15 protein-coding genes are annotated in these 14,564 nt (G+C 62.6%); 8 read left to right on the top strand and 7 right to left on the bottom strand.

Going from position 1 to position 14,564, the window contains the following annotated elements; all coding sequences use genetic code 11:
- The first annotated feature begins 39 nt into the window (after positions 1-39).
- The 3 genes from P9292_RS24775 to P9292_RS24790 all read left to right on the top strand — a co-directional run bounded on the left by P9292_RS24775 (position 40) and on the right by P9292_RS24790 (position 2,289).
- Complete coding sequence (locus P9292_RS24775; protein ID WP_309961688.1) at positions 40-942, top strand: biotin--[acetyl-CoA-carboxylase] ligase; 903 nt, start codon at positions 40-42, stop codon at positions 940-942.
- Positions 943-1,205: 263 nt separating this feature from the next.
- Positions 1,206-2,033, top strand: a complete 828-nt coding sequence (locus P9292_RS24785) for a type III pantothenate kinase (protein WP_309964166.1) — start codon at positions 1,206-1,208, stop codon at positions 2,031-2,033.
- A 16-nt stretch (positions 2,034-2,049) separates the two neighbouring features.
- Positions 2,050-2,289 carry a hypothetical protein gene (locus tag P9292_RS24790; protein WP_244826841.1) on the top strand — a complete coding sequence of 80 codons (240 nt, stop codon included), beginning with the start codon at positions 2,050-2,052 and terminating at the stop codon, positions 2,287-2,289.
- A gap of 323 nt (positions 2,290-2,612) precedes the next feature.
- On the opposite strand, the gene rfaE2 is transcribed toward P9292_RS24790, so the two are convergent.
- From rfaE2 to P9292_RS24825, 7 genes are all read right to left on the bottom strand, one after another.
- Positions 2,613-3,095, bottom strand: coding sequence for a D-glycero-beta-D-manno-heptose 1-phosphate adenylyltransferase (gene rfaE2 / locus P9292_RS24795; RefSeq protein WP_244826840.1), 483 nt, complete (start codon positions 3,093-3,095; stop codon positions 2,613-2,615).
- Positions 3,096-3,242: 147 nt separating this feature from the next.
- Positions 3,243-4,118: a ferritin-like domain-containing protein gene (locus tag P9292_RS24800; RefSeq protein ID WP_244826839.1), complete on the bottom strand. Its 876-nt coding sequence runs from the start codon at positions 4,116-4,118 to the stop codon at positions 3,243-3,245.
- Positions 4,119-4,511: 393 nt separating this feature from the next.
- Complete coding sequence (locus P9292_RS24805) at positions 4,512-5,510, bottom strand: MerR family transcriptional regulator (RefSeq protein WP_309961691.1); 999 nt, start codon at positions 5,508-5,510, stop codon at positions 4,512-4,514.
- A 329-nt stretch (positions 5,511-5,839) separates the two neighbouring features.
- Entirely contained in the window at positions 5,840-6,574 is a 735-nt protein-coding gene (locus P9292_RS24810; protein ID WP_309961693.1) for a PhaM family polyhydroxyalkanoate granule multifunctional regulatory protein, read from the bottom strand.
- 36 nt (positions 6,575-6,610) lie between these two features.
- The gene (locus P9292_RS24815; RefSeq protein ID WP_250525309.1) at positions 6,611-7,438 is read right to left on the bottom strand and encodes an enoyl-CoA hydratase/isomerase family protein; all 828 of its coding nucleotides are present in this window, start codon (positions 7,436-7,438) and stop codon (positions 6,611-6,613) included.
- Between the two features lie 18 nt (positions 7,439-7,456).
- Entirely contained in the window at positions 7,457-8,626 is a 1,170-nt protein-coding gene (locus P9292_RS24820; protein WP_309961697.1) for an ABC transporter substrate-binding protein, read from the bottom strand.
- Positions 8,627-8,752: 126 nt separating this feature from the next.
- A complete protein-coding gene (locus tag P9292_RS24825; RefSeq protein WP_309961700.1) occupies positions 8,753-9,739 on the bottom strand; it encodes a fumarylacetoacetate hydrolase family protein in 987 nt (328 codons plus the stop codon).
- Positions 9,740-9,845: 106 nt separating this feature from the next.
- Between P9292_RS24825 and P9292_RS24830 the strand changes: the two genes are divergently transcribed.
- From P9292_RS24830 to P9292_RS24850, 5 genes are all read left to right on the top strand, one after another.
- On the top strand, positions 9,846-10,655 hold the full coding sequence (locus P9292_RS24830) for an IclR family transcriptional regulator (RefSeq protein WP_309961703.1): 810 nt from the start codon (positions 9,846-9,848) through the stop codon (positions 10,653-10,655).
- Positions 10,656-10,769: 114 nt separating this feature from the next.
- A complete protein-coding gene (locus tag P9292_RS24835; protein WP_309961704.1) occupies positions 10,770-11,921 on the top strand; it encodes a DUF3108 domain-containing protein in 1,152 nt (383 codons plus the stop codon).
- 154 nt (positions 11,922-12,075) lie between these two features.
- Complete coding sequence (locus tag P9292_RS24840) at positions 12,076-12,867, top strand: alpha/beta fold hydrolase (RefSeq protein WP_309961706.1); 792 nt, start codon at positions 12,076-12,078, stop codon at positions 12,865-12,867.
- A 135-nt stretch (positions 12,868-13,002) separates the two neighbouring features.
- Complete coding sequence (locus P9292_RS24845) at positions 13,003-13,260, top strand: DUF3567 domain-containing protein (RefSeq protein ID WP_244826831.1); 258 nt, start codon at positions 13,003-13,005, stop codon at positions 13,258-13,260.
- A 213-nt stretch (positions 13,261-13,473) separates the two neighbouring features.
- Positions 13,474-14,535 (top strand): homocysteine S-methyltransferase family protein, encoded by a 1,062-nt coding sequence (locus P9292_RS24850; RefSeq protein WP_309961709.1) that lies wholly within the window; start codon positions 13,474-13,476, stop codon positions 14,533-14,535.
- The last annotated feature ends 29 nt before the right edge of the window (positions 14,536-14,564 follow it).

Genomic DNA, 14,564 nt, shown 5'->3' on the forward strand with positions numbered 1-14,564 from the left:
AGGCATCCGGCGTAAGGGCGCGCCGCTACAATACCCGCCATGAACCCACCCTCTTCCTTCGCCCCGGACGCGCCGTGGCGCATCGACCGTAACCGGCTCGCGACGCTGGCCGAGCGGCCTGCCCGCGAGTGGACCATCGAAATCGTCGATGAAACGGGCTCCACCAATGCCGACCTGCTCGCGAAATTTCGCGCCCAGCCGCGCGACAAATCGCACGAGGAAGCAAGCGCGCCGCTTGCGCGCATCGCTTATCTGCAGACAGCGGGACGCGGAAGACGTGGCCGCGCGTGGCTCGCGGAGCCGGGCAACGCGCTTCTGATGTCGGTCGGTTATGTGCTGAAGCGGCCCATCGAGGGGCTTTCGGGTCTGAGTCTCGCCATCGGCACCGCCGTGCTCGACGCGCTCGCGCGCCTGCCGCTCACGCCGTCCGCGCGTCCGGCGCTCAAGTGGCCCAACGACGTCCTGCTCGACGACGGCAAGCTCGCCGGCATCCTCATCGAAACGGCATGGAGCACGCCGCAAGCGACGGCGGTGGTGATCGGCATCGGCATCAACTTGCATGGCGTCGAACGGCTCGCCGCTCAGATCGATGACGTGCATCGCCAGGCAAACTCGGCCGCACCGGGCGCGACCCCGGCCGCGCTTGCGCGCGCCTGGCCCGATGCGAACCTTACCGAGACGCTCGCTGCGCTATTGAACGCGCTCGACGCCGCGCTGCCGCGCTTCGAAGCCGAAGGCTTCCGCCCGTTTCGGCAGCGCTGGATGGACGCGCATGCCTACGCCGGGCGCGAAGTCGTGTTGATCGATCAGGGTCTGGAAGTGACGCGTGGCATTGCGGCGGGTGTGGATGACGGAGGCCATCTGCTGATCGACGCGCCCGAAGGACCGCGCGTCGTCGCAACGGGCGAACTGAGTTTGCGCCTGGCGAAGGAGCGTCCGTGAGCGAGGCGCCGTGTTTGCTGATCGACGCGGGCAATAGCCGAATCAAATGGGCGCTCGTGGATTCGCGCGGCGAGTGGATGGCGAACGGGGCGTTCGAGCATGAGCGTGAGGAGACGGGTCTTGGCGACGTCGTGAAGCCGCTTCATGGTGCGCTCGATGCACGCGGCTCCGCGCTCTCGCAAACGCCCGCGCAAAGTGACTTAGCGCCGAAGTCACCTCATGACGCGGCCGATGCACGCGGCTTCGCGTTCTCACAAGCGACCGTGCAAGCTGACCCGGCGCCGAAGCCGCTTCATGAAGCATTCGAGGCACGCGATTCGTCGGCGCACACGCACGCGAATAAAGCACCCAACGGCGATGACGCGTCCATAACGTCCGAAGCAACAGCGCCAGCGACGCCATCGACCGAAGCCGCCTGGTCCGCGTTACCCACGCCATCGAGCGTGTGGATTTCCAACGTGGCGGGCGCCTCGGTGCAAGCGCGCATCGAACGTATGCTGGATGTACGCTGGCCCGATCTGCGGCGAACGGTCGTCCGGGCGAAAGCGCGGCAATGCGGCGTAGTCAATGGCTACACGGCACCGGAACGCCTCGGCAGCGACCGCTGGTCAGGCATGATCGGCGCGCGGGCAGCATTTCCCGGCGAACATCTGCTGATTGCCACCTTAGGCACGGCGACGACGCTCGAAGCCTTGCGCGCGGATGGCACGTTCATCGGCGGCCTGATCGCGCCGGGCTGGTCGTTGATGATGCAATCGCTCGGCAGCAACACGGCGCAGTTGCCGACGCTCGATGCCGCATCGGCACGCGCCGCGCTCGACCGAACCGCGAGTCGCTTCGCCACCGATACCGCCGCCGCGCTTTCCGCCGGCTGCCTGCTCGCGCAAGCGAGTCTCATCGAGCGCGCGTGGCACGATCTGCGCGCGCAATGGCAAGCCGAAGTGCGTCTCGTGCTGGGCGGCGGCGCGGCGAATGAAATCGCGGGCGCGCTGTCCGTGCCGCATACTCGCCATGATTCACTCGTGCTGTCCGGCCTGGCGCTCATCGCGCGCGACGCGACTGCGCCGATATCTCGCAAACTCTCTGATTGATTGACGGAGCCCAAGCATGCTGCGCTGGCTGATCGCCCTACTCATTTTGGCCAATCTGCTGATGTTCGCGATCGTGCGCAGCACTTTCGGACCGCTGCCCGCGGCCGGCGCGCGCGAGCCGCATCATCTGCTGGAACAGGTGCATCCGGAAACGCTGGTGACGCGGGCGCTGCATCCCGAAGAGGCGGCGGATCAGCCGCAAGTCGGCGCGCCCGCGCCTGCTGCAAATGTGCAGGAGCGGCCGCTTGGCCAGTGACTGCGTACGGCGCGCGCTTCGTTTTCGATCCCGCGCCTGCCGCGAATTCAGGTGCGCTCACTTGGCCGGTGAGTGCATATAACTTGTGAGTTCGTCGCTGTTCGTGAATGTCTCACCGTGCGGCCCAGCCTGATATTCGGCCGGTGATTCAATGCGTGGGCTCGCGTCTGCGCCGGCGGTGTCATCGTGTTTGTCGGTCTGCGATTCGGCGTGGAGTCCATGTACTGCTCGGCGTGCAAACCCTTATGTGTGCCTTGGCGAATGAATGCGCGCAGCCTTGACGGGCGATTCCCGTGCCTTGCGCCTATGCCCCAACAAGCAACTCAACCCTGCGCGCGAACCTTCCTGAGCAACGCAGTCGTCGACCGGTCATGCTCGAACGGAATGGCCAGCGCCGTGCCGCCCCAACCTCGCACGAGCGCCGATTCCGCGAGCTTGTCCATGTCGTAATCGCCGCCCTTCACGAGCACATCGGGATGCACTGCATCGATGAGTTGCAGCGGCGTCGTCTCTTCGAACTTCACCACCCAGTCCACGCTCTCGAGCGCCGCCAGCAACGCCATGCGATCGTCTTCGCGATTGATCGGCCGATCGTCGCCCTTGCCGAGCGTGCGCACGGAGGCATCGCTGTTCACGCCGACGATGAGCGTCGCGCCAAGCGCTTTCGCATCCGCGAGATAACTGACGTGACCGCGATGAAGAATGTCGAAGACGCCGTTGGTGAAAACAACCGGTCCGGCGAGGTTTAAGCGAAGCGCGGCGAGCGCATCGCGCGTGGTGATCTTGCGTTCGAAAGTGGCGGGCATGGCGGCGCTCAGTGCAGTAGAACTCGAAGCGCGATTGTGCCACGCGAGTACGTTCCTCCGAACGTCCTCCAGAGGTCATAAGCAAAACGGCCCGCCGGATTGCTCCGGCGAGCCGTTTCACCCATTGCGACCGAAGCCAGCCAGAACTCAGGCAGGCTGTTCCGCCGCACCGCCCGATGCCGCTTGCAGACGCTGCACCACTTCCTTGCGATAGCGGTTCAACTCCTGCGCGGTCACGAACGAGCGCTCGAAAAGAATCGAGAGGTTGTGCAGAATGCGCTCCACGACCTTCTTTTCCCAACTGTCGTCGAAGCGGATCTGGTCGTCGAGCCAGCGCTCGAGCCATTCGGGGTCCGGCAGACGCGACTGCACCGTATCACGCGGAAAGAGCGCCTGATTCACATGCAGATTCGTGGGATGCAGCGGCTTTTCCGTGCGACGCGCCGACGCCATCAACACGCCAATCTTGGCGAAGGCGGCGCGCGCGGTGTCGCCCGCTTGCACGAGCGCCTTCTTCATGTAGCGAAGATACGCGCCACCGTGACGCGCTTCGTCGCGCGAAATGGTTTCGTAGATATGCTTGATGACAGGCTCGGTATGCCATTCGGCCGCACGGCGATACCAGTGATTCAGGCGAATCTCGCCGCAGAAATGCAGCATGAGCGTTTCGAGCGGCGGCGCGGGATCGAATTCGAAGCGCACTTCGTGCAGTTCTTCTTCGCTCGGCACGAACTCGGGTTTGAAGCGCCGCAGATATTCCATCAGGACGAGCGAGTGTTTCTGTTCTTCGAAAAACCACACGCTGATGAAAGCCGAGAAGTCACTGTCGTTGTGATTGTCACGCAGGAACATCTCGGTTGCAGGAAGAGCGGACCATTCGGTGATCGCGTTCATCTTGATCGTCTTGGCCTGCTCGTCGGTGAGCAGAGACGCGTCGAACTTGTCCCATGGAATGTCCTTCTCCATGTCCCAACGGACGGATTCCAGCGATTTGTACAGTTCCGGATAAAGCATGGTGTTCATTGTCCACCCCTGATGCCACTTATGCGACGTTATATCTAAGATCTTCGGCACGAGCGTGCGGCGCGAATTGCTGCACGCAAGCAGCCAAGCTTTCAATTTTACGCGGGATTGCGACGGCCAAAGACGAAAACCGACAATGAAGCGCCAGTTAATGGCGCGCGGTACGCGTTGCGCTCCGCGTAAACACTGCACTTACGTGCAATGTTGCGTTGTCAGCGTCTTTTCTACCGTGGGTGAGGAGCGAGTCCTGTGCCTGAGGTATGTTCGATCGGCAGCCGCGTGTGCTGCCCGAGGCGTTGTTCCGCCGATGATGCCTGCCGCTGCCGACTATCATGTGACATGGTCGAGGCTCGCCGCAATTGCGCCGAGCCCTGCGTCAGCGGCGTTCGCCGATCATAGCACGGCGGATTGACGCCACTCGGCCACTGTTTCGTCGATAGGTCCAAGTCCAGGGAGGTGGTCGACGCCTTCCTGAAACTTGCGACGCAATGCAGGACTGCTACCGCCGACCCAAATGCGCACGTGTGGTGGAAGCATGTTGCGCAGGTCCGTTACGCCATTGGCGATGGACTGCGCCGGAAGCACGGCCGAAAACGACAGCGCCACGATATCGATGTAATGCATCTTCACCGCTTCGACGATATCGGTGAGCGGTGTCTGCAGGCCGAGCTGCATGCAGTCGCATTCAGACAGAGTAAACATGGCCTCTGCCAACAGAATGCCAAGCCCATGACCTTCGCCCGACAAAGTGGTGAGCAGCACGCGCGGGCGTCCGCCACGTCCGCGCAACGCATCGGAGAGCGGTCGAATCAGGGAGCGCAGAGTGCCTTGAATCGCTTCGCTGAAGAGATGCTCGTGGTACACCTGCAGCGTACCCGCTGCCCACGCGTTGCCGACGCGAGCCGCGAGCGGCGCCGCCACGTCCACGACGAAACGTTCCAAACCGTCGCGGGTCGCGCGCTTCAAGAGCAGAAACCGGAACTCGTCATAGGCGCCCGAGCGCAGCAGCGAAACCATGTGATCGAGTTCGACGTCCGGCGCATCCTGTCCCACACCCGACGACTGCGCCAGTTCCTGCAGTGCTTCGACTGGCTGCACGAGAACCTTGCTCGGCCGATGTCCCGCATCCAGCAGACGTTTGACGAGCCGCAGCTTGGACACCTGCTCTTGCGGATACAGGCGTTCGCCGCCGGCTGAACGCATGGGTTGCGGAAAGCCGTAGCGGCGCTCCCAAACGCGCAAGGTGTCTTTTGTCAGACCTATTTCCTGCGCGATTGCACCGATACCAACGCCGGATACCGCGAATTCAGCCGAATGGCTGTAGGACGATCTTTCGGATGACGCCGTCCCGTCGGGCACCCGTTCGAATTCTTGCTCAGATTGATTTGTCATGGACAATTCGGATTGAAAGCGAACACACGTACACTCGCACAAGGCGTTCCCGGCAGCGCGGATGGACAAAACCTTCCGAACAACCATCCAATCATAGACAAAAACTAGTCCGATCAGCGGCGTCGCGATTGCGGGGAACGAACGATTGCCATACAACGAACCGCCCGCGATACGTCCGGGCGGACTGTTGCGCCATTGGATATACGGAGAGAGTCGGCGTTTGGACGCACGCCGAGCGTTAAAAGTGGAATCGGGCAGAGCATACGAGGAACTTGCCCGAAAGCAAAAATAAGCCGGAGGAATGTGTGTGCCCCCGGCAGCTAGCTCGACTACTCTGCTTTCTTGCGCGGCGCGGCTTTCCTTGCGGGCGCTTTCTTCGCGGCGGTATCGGACGCCTTGTCGCCGTTATCGGAGTCGGATGTCGAGGACGCCGCGGCGTCACCGGATTCCGGCTGTACACCCGGCGCGCCCGTCATGCCGGGCTGCATCATGGCGAGATGCGCCAGTTGGTTGAACTGCGATTGCAGCACGTTCCACCAGCCGCTCGGATCGAACCCGGGCGGCAGCGCGGCATCCGCATTGGCTTCTTCCGACTCCTCGCTCGACGCCGCCGGTTGCGCCGCCGCTTGTGGCGGAGGCGTTTCCTTCGCCGCGCCGGTCATCGGCCAGCCGGCTGCAGATTTCGGCTTCTCGGCAGGCGTTTGCTTGCCTTCCATCGACGTCTGCGCGTACGCGCCGAACGCACGCAACGTGGCGAGTGTCGCCCGCTGCACCTCTAGCGCCTGAATCGCCGATTGCAGCATGCTGAGGTTGAGCTTCAGCCACTGCTCGACCGCGCGCATGTCGGTCACGCGCTTGTCGAGTTCCTCGATGTTGGTGAGCGGCGCCATCATGTCGGACATCGCCGAGAGCGACGGACTCATGCCCTGACCGCCGCCCTGCATCGCGGCGGCGAACGGATTCAGGCGCATCAGCTCCCACATCTTGCCCATCATGTCGGCCTGGCCGAATCCGGGAAAACCGGGCATCGTGAATGGCGAGTTGCCGCCGGCGTTGTCGGTCATTGTTCTCTCCTCAGCAAGGTGTTCGGGTGCCCCGATTCAGAACGGCGCGCCGCCGGGGAAGTCCGGCGCGCGACGCTCTCGCAACGAGCGCATGCCTTCGTGCACGTCTGGTCCTGCAAAACCCATGAATTCGAGCGCGAGGGACGTATCGAATGTGGGTCCCGCCGAGCGCAGCCAGTTGTTCAGCGCGTACTTGGTCCAGCGGATCGCGGTCTGCGAGCCATGCGCGAGACGGTTCGCGACTTCGAGCGCCTTCGGCATCAAGTCGCTTTCCTCGACCGCGAGCGACACGAGCCCGATGCGTTCCGCTTCCTCGCCGCTCACCGGCTCGCATAGCAACAGATAGTACTTGGCCTTGGCCATGCCGCACAGCAGCGGCCAGACGATGGCCGCGTGATCGCCCGCTGCAACGCCCAGGCGCGTATGGCCGTCGATGATGCGCGCCGTCTTCGATGCGATCGAGATATCCGCGAGCAAACCCGCGACGAGTCCCGCGCCGACGGCCGGACCATGCATGGCGGAAACGATAGGCTTGCTGCAGTTGATCACGTTGTACACGAGATCGCGCGCCTCGCGCCACACGCGGGCGCGCACGTCGAAGTCGTTGGCCATTTCCTCGACGAGCCCGAGATCGCCGCCCGCCGAAAAGCCCTTGCCTTCGCCGCGAATCAGCGCGACGCGCGTGTCGGGATCGCGGTCGATATCGCGCCAAATTTCCGCGAGTTCGCGATGCATGTTGGCATTGGCGGTAGAGAGGCCGCTTTTGTTCGCGCCCGCGCCGGGCATCACGACTTCGAGCACGCCATCCGCATGGCGGCGCAGTTCGAGCGAGCGGTAATTCGAGTACAGGGCAAGGTCGGTCATGTCGATGTCAGGTTGCGTTCAGCGCGGCTGATAGATCCATTTGCCGTCGCGAATCTCGACCATTACGCGCGCGCGTTGATCGAGACCGATGTGATCGTTGGGCGTCATGTTGACCTGCCCGTTGGTATCGGCGAACTGCTTCGTGCTTTCGAGCGCGTCGCGCAGCGCGGCGCGAAACGCGGGCGTGCCGGGCGCGCCCGCTTTCAACGCGATGGGCACGGCGCGATCGAGCAGCATGCCCGCATCCCACGCATACGAGCCGAACGCCGAGACCGAGCCCGCGCCCTGCTTCGTTTCGTACAGTTTGATGTAGGCGAGCGCGAGGCGCTTCGCCGGATGATCGTCGGGCAACTGGGCGGCGACGAGCACCGGGCTCGCAGGCAGAAAGGTGCCGTTGCAGTCCGTGCCGCACACGCGCAGGAAATCGCGATTACCCACGCCGTGGTTGTGATAGACCTTGCCCTTGAAGCCGCGCTGCGCGAGCGTCTTGGGTGGCAAGGCGGCAGGCGTGCCGGCCGCGCCGACGACCACGGCATCAGGCTTCGCCGCAAGAATCTTGAGAATCTGGCCGGTCACGCTCGGGTCGGTGCGATTGAACCGCTCGTTGGCCACGACTTCGATCTTGTGGATCTGCGCGAACTTCGCGACTTCCGCGTAGAAGGTTTCGCCGAGCGCGTCTGCCTGGCCGATGAACGCAATCGTCTTCACGCCGTGATTGCTCGCGTGTTCCGCAATGGCCGATGCCATCATCGCGTCGGTCTGCGGCGTCTTGAAGACCCAGCGCCGCTTGTCGTCCACGGGCTCGATGATCTTCGCCGACGAAGCGAGCGAGATCATGGGCGTCTGACCTTGCGACACGACATCGATCATGGCGAGCGAGTTCGGCGTGATCGACGAACCGATGATCGCGTCGACCTGATCTTCGCTGATCAGCTTCTTCGTGGTCTGCACCGCTTGCGTGGTGTCGGATGCGTCGTCGAGCACGATGTAGTCGACCGCTCGGCCGCCCATTTCCTTGGGCAGAAGCGCGACGGTTTCCCGAGCCGGAATGCCAAGCGATGCAGCCGGCCCCGTCAGCGAGAGCACGAGACCGATCTTCACGTGCGGCGTCTGCGCGATGGCCCCGGTCGTCATGAACACCGAGGCGAATGCCAGCGCCGCCGCCATCCTCCACTTGCCTTTGCGCATGGAACGTCTCCTTGTTGTTTTATTCGCGCTTTAGTTCGAACTTCATTCACGCCGCAGCGCCCGGCAAGTGTAAGACGGCAAAGGCTCGCGACGCATCGGGCTAAACCCCGCCGCGCGCTCGGTGCCTTAGTGCTCCAGTTGCGTCACGGCCTGATCGATCGCGCCGAAAATGGACTTGCCGCGCTCGTCGAACATCTCGATCTTCACGCTGTCGCCGAACTTCATGAACTCCGTCTCTGCCGCGCCGTGCTCGATGACTTCGAGGCAGCGCTTCTCCGCGATACAGCAGTAGCCGCGCTGCGCGTCCTTGTTGGAGATGGTGCCCGAGCCGACGATGGACCCCGCGCGCAGGTTGCGCGTCTTTGCCGCGTGCGCGATCAACTGGCCGAAGTGGAAGACCATGTCGACGCCGCACTCCGGCTGACCGACCTTCTTGCCGTTCCAGTGCACGATCATCGGGCGATGCACGCGGCCTTCGCTCCAGGCGTCGCCGAGTTCGTCGGGCGTGACGGCCACGGGCGCGAACGCGCTCGCGGGCTTGCTCTGAAAGAAGCCGAAGCCTTTCGCCAGTTCGGGCGGAATCAGATTGCGCAACGACACATCGTTGACGAGCATCAGCAAGCGCACGCTCTTCAACGCTTCATCGGGCGTGGGCGCCATAGGGACATCCGACGTGATGACCGCCACTTCCGCTTCGAAGTCGATGCCGAACGATTCGGACGCGCACACGATATCGTCCGTCGGCCCGATGAAATCGTCGCTACCGCCCTGATACATCAACGGATCGGTCCAGAACTCGGGCGGCATTTCCGCGCCGCGCGCGCGCCGCACGAGTTCGACGTGATTCACGTAGGCCGAGCCGTCCGCCCACTGGAAGGCGCGCGGCAGCGGCGCCATGCAGGCTTTGGGTTCGAACGTGAAGCTATTGCGTGCGCGCGATTGATTCAGCGCTTCGTAGACGTCCATGAGTTGCGGCGCATAGAAGGCCCAGTCGTCGAGCGCGCGTTGCAGCGTCGAGACGATTCCATCGGCGATGGCCGCGGTGCGCAAGTCGCGCGAGACGACGACGAGTTGGCCGTCGCGCGTGCCGTCTTTCAGCGTGGCGAGTTTCATAGAGCGAAGGGTAAGCCGTGATGACGTTAAGGAAAATCTATTTTACGATGGTGAATCGCCGGTCGATGAGTCGGCCATTCGGCATAAGCCCTTTTACGCGCTCCAGATGGATGAATTCCAAGACGACGACCTCGTCGACACCGCCTCAGAAAAAACCCGCTCGGGCATTCAATCGATCGAAGTCGGCTTTCGTCTGCTCGACGTGCTCACCAACGAACCGCGTGCCATGATGTTGCGCGATCTTGCGCAGCGGGCCGGCATGAGCCCGGCGAAGGCGCATCGCTATCTGGTGAGCTTCGTGCGGCTTGGGCTGGCATCGCAAGATCCTTTGTCGGGGCGCTACGAGCTCGGCGGCTTCGCCTTGCAGATGGGACTGGCACGCCTTGCACGCGTCGATGGCGTGAAGCTCGCGCGCCTGGCGCTTGCGCAATTGCGCGACAGGCTGGATCAGACGGTCGGCATCGCCGTGTGGGGCAATCAGGGGCCGACCGTCGTGCACTGGATGGAATCGAGCTATCCGGCGAAGGCATCGCTCAAGCTCGGCGATGTCATGCCGCTGCTTTCGTCGGCAACTGGTCTGCTGTTCGCGGCTTACCTGCCGCGCAGCAAGACGCAGGCGATGCTCGCGCGTGAACTCGCCACCACGCGGAAAACGCTCGCGGATGTCGAGCCGCTTCTCGCCGATGTGCGCGAACAGGGCGCGGCGCGCGTGGAAGGCATGCTGTTGCCATCGATTCATGCATTCTGCACGCCGGTTTTCGATTCGACGGGCGAACTCGCACTGGGTTTGATCGCACTGGGTCACGAAGGCGCGTTCGACACGCGCTGGGGCGGTGAAATCGATTCCGCGCTGCGTGAATGCGCGCGCGGTTTGTCGTATGAGCTGGGTTATGCGGAAGACGGGCGCTCGCTTTGACGCGTTTTGTAAAAGCTTCGCGTGCGAGGCGCATTCAAGGAACATCGTTTCGTTCAAATGTGTCGAAAACGTTCCTCGTGTTCCGTAACACGCGCCTTTCCGTCGCTTCGTTCAATGCCACTTTTCCCGTTTCGCCGTCGAAGTACTGCTTTCGCATCCGGCGAGCCATCCGATGCCGAAAATCCTCCGCGCCGCTGGGGCCGCTGGGCGCTGGTCATTCTGATCGTCGTGTGTCTGCACCTGGGCGCGATGCGCTGGGTTGGCCGTGCGCAACGGCCGGTTAATCCGCCGCCGGAAAACCCACCCGTGCAGGTCGAACTGTTGACACAGAAACCGGTTGCGCCGCCTGCGCCACAGCCTCCCACGCCTGCACAGACGCCCGTCAAACCTGCACCGACGAAGGCTGTCGAACCACCGAAGCCCACACCCCAGCCGAAACCAGCCGCACCGGCGCCAACGCTTACACCTTCAACAACACCCGCGCCGCCTGTCACCCCAGTCGTTGCCGATGACGACACCGCCCAAGCACAAGCCGCCGCGATTGCAGCCGCTTCTGCCGCTTCTGCCGCTTCTGCATCTGCGCAAGCTGCCGTGCCTGCATCGCAGCCAGCCGTCGCATCCGGCGACAAGTTCAGCGTGCCGCCATCCGGCGAGCTTCGTTACGACACGCTGGTGAACGGCGTCATGAATCAGACCGGCACCATTCACTGGACGAACGATGGACAGCATTACGAGATGGTCGTTTCCATTCCGCTGCCCTTCGTCGGTCCATACGTCTATTCGAGCAAAGGTCACATCGATAGCTTCGGCATCGCGCCGGACCAATATTCCGAACAACGCGGCCGCCGCGCCGCCGATATCGCCGTGTTTAATCGCGAGACCAGACAGATCGTCTATACGCGTACGCCCAATAGCCAGCCGCTCGCCGATGGTGCGCAGGACCGCTTCAGCGTGGTCATGCAATTGTCCAGTCTGGTGCGCGGATCGCCCGATCAATACAAGCCTGGCGTGACGCGCCAGTTCAGCGTCGCCGATAACGACAGCAACGAAGTCTGGGCACTCGAAACCGTCGGCGACGAAAACGTGCAGTCGCGCGGCGGATTCACCACAGCGCGCCACTTCACGCGCCTGCCGCGCCGCGAAGGGGACAAACGCAAGCTCGACATCTGGCTCGCGCCCGCGCTCGGCTGGCTGCCTGTGCGTATTCTGCAAACCGAACCGAATGGCATGCAGATCGAAATGCTGTGGGCGGACAAGTTGAAATAGCTCCCGATGCGCGCTAAGACGACGATTCAGGCACGCCGGATGCGTATGAAGAATCCGCGTCACGGCAATGCAGTGGCCCGGACCTCGACCTGACACCGCTGTGCGCACGAAAAACGGAGACAGCAGCGCAAACCGCATTCTCCACGGAGCCGATATGCAGTTGACGATCAATGGCATCGACACACGGTATGTTCTCGACAACGAAGGCGGCGGCCCGACGCTCACCTTCATCCACCAACTTGGAGGCGATCTCTCGGTGTGGGACCAGATGGCGGGATACTTCCGTCATGGCTACAACGTGTTGCGTTATGACCTGCGCGGACATGGAAGGACTGCGGTATCGCAGGACGCGTTCAGTATCGGGGACCTCGCCGATGACCTGGCCGAATTGCTCGACAAGCTCGGCGCAAAGACCACGCACCTTGTGGGCTTATCCATTGGCGGCATGGTCGCGCAGACGTTTGCGATCAACCATGCGGATAAAGTGGATTCGCTGACGGTCGTCGGTGCGCCGGCGTTTATTCCAGAAGAAGCGCAGCCTACCTTTCGTCAACGGGCAGCTTCCGTGCGCGAAAACGGCGTAGCGAGTATGGTGGATGCAACGCTCGAACGCTGGCTGACGCCGCAATTTCGCAAGGCGCATCCGGAAGTGGTCGAGCAAATTGGCGAAACAATTGCGCAAACGGCCGTCGAAGGTTTCGCCCGCGCGGCTGAAGCAATCAGCCGTTTCAACGTCCGGGACAAGCTCGCAGCCATCGACAAATCCACGCTGGTAATTGCCGGCGAGCACGACAGTGGCACGCCACATGCTGCATCTCAGGTGATTGCCGATACCGTACCAGGCGCGCGATTCGAACTACTCAACGCAGCGCACCTAAGCCCGGTCGAGGAGTCGCAACGGTTTTGCGCATTGTTGAATGACTTCTTGCGCACGTCCGCGTCATAAGCTTTTCGCGTCAAAAGCTTCACAAGAAAGCCTCGATAAACCGGCATCACGTCGAGGCCACCCCTTGAATTCCCACCCGAGCGCTCCAATTACGGTGCAGGATTGCCAGGAGCAAAAGGAATAAGGAGTGTCGCCATGCAAATGATCTACAACAGCCCTAACTATTGCGTCGTCGAGTTCCCGCCGCAGGACAATCATCTCGCGATGATGTCGGGCGGCTATGAGATCGTCGACAAAAATACGCAGCGGGAAATCTTCATCGATGGTGCGCTTGCCGCCAAGTTTCGCGAGCACGTGCAGAAACTGATCGAAGAAGAACCGTCGCTCGAAGACGTCGATGAATTCCTCGGTCAGTTCGATATCTTGATGAATCAGCCGGTGGTGCTCCACTGAAACTCGACTGCGCGCGCGGTTGAGTGCCGCGTCGCGCCCGCTCCAGCAGCGGTGATCACGGCAGCATGCGACACGAAAGACCCCGTCCGGGCAACCAGGCGGGGTTCTTTTTTTGCATCGGCGCCATGTCCGCGAGCGCTCCCGCACACGGCGATCGAGCCGCGCTGCGGCTACAATGCAGACTATTTCACATTGGTGCAGGGCCCGTCCGTCATGAACCAGAACGCCACATCCAAAGCTCCTTCGCGCGTCTACACGCGCGGCGCCGCGCTCTCCGCGCTCTTGCAGAAACGCATCCTCATCCTGGATGGCGCGATGGGCACGATGATCCAGCGCTACAAGCTCGACGAAGCCGCGTACCGTGGCGAGCGCTTCAAGGACTACGCACGCGACATCAAGGGCAACAACGAACTGCTTTCGATCACGCAGCCGCAGATCATCCGCGAGATTCACGACAAGTATCTGGCGGCGGGCGCGGACATCATCGAGACGAATACGTTTGGCGCGACACGCGTGGCGCAGGCCGACTACGGCATGGAAGACCTGGCTATCGAGATGAACGTCGAGTCGGCGAAGCTCGCGCGTGCCGCCTGCGATGCCTTCTCCACGCCCGACAAGCCGCGCTTCGTGGCGGGCGCGATCGGACCGACGCCCAAGACCGCAAGCATCTCGCCCGACGTGAACGATCCCGGCGCGCGCAACGTGACCTTCGACGAATTGCGCGAGGCTTATTACGATCAGGCGAAGGCGTTGCTCGACGCGGGCTGCGATCTGTTCCTCGTCGAGACCATCTTCGACACCTTGAACGCGAAAGCCGCGCTCTTCGCGCTCGACGAGCTGTTCGAGGACACGAACGAACTCCTGCCGATCATGATCTCGGGCACGGTAACGGATGCGTCGGGCCGCATCTTGTCGGGACAGACGGTCGAAGCCTTCTGGAACTCGCTGCGGCATGCGAAGCCGCTGACCTTCGGCCTCAACTGCGCACTGGGCGCGGCGCTGATGCGTCCGTATATCGCCGAATTGGCGAAGCTCTGCGATACCAACGTTTCGTGCTATCCGAACGCGGGCCTGCCGAATCCGATGAGCGATACGGGCTTCGACGAGACACCGGATGTGACCTCGGGCTTGCTGAAGGAGTTTGCGCAGGCGGGGCTCGTGAACCTTGCGGGCGGTTGCTGCGGGACGACGCCGGAGCACATTGCGGAGATCGCGAAGGCGCTTGCCGAGGTGAAGCCGCGCGCGTTTCCTTCGCAGTATCGCGACGCTGCTTGACGACGATACCGACATCGACCGACGACAAG

Origin of the sequence: Caballeronia sp. LZ001, from assembly GCF_031450875.1 — a bacterium.
Classification (GTDB): Bacteria; Pseudomonadota; Gammaproteobacteria; order Burkholderiales; family Burkholderiaceae; genus Caballeronia.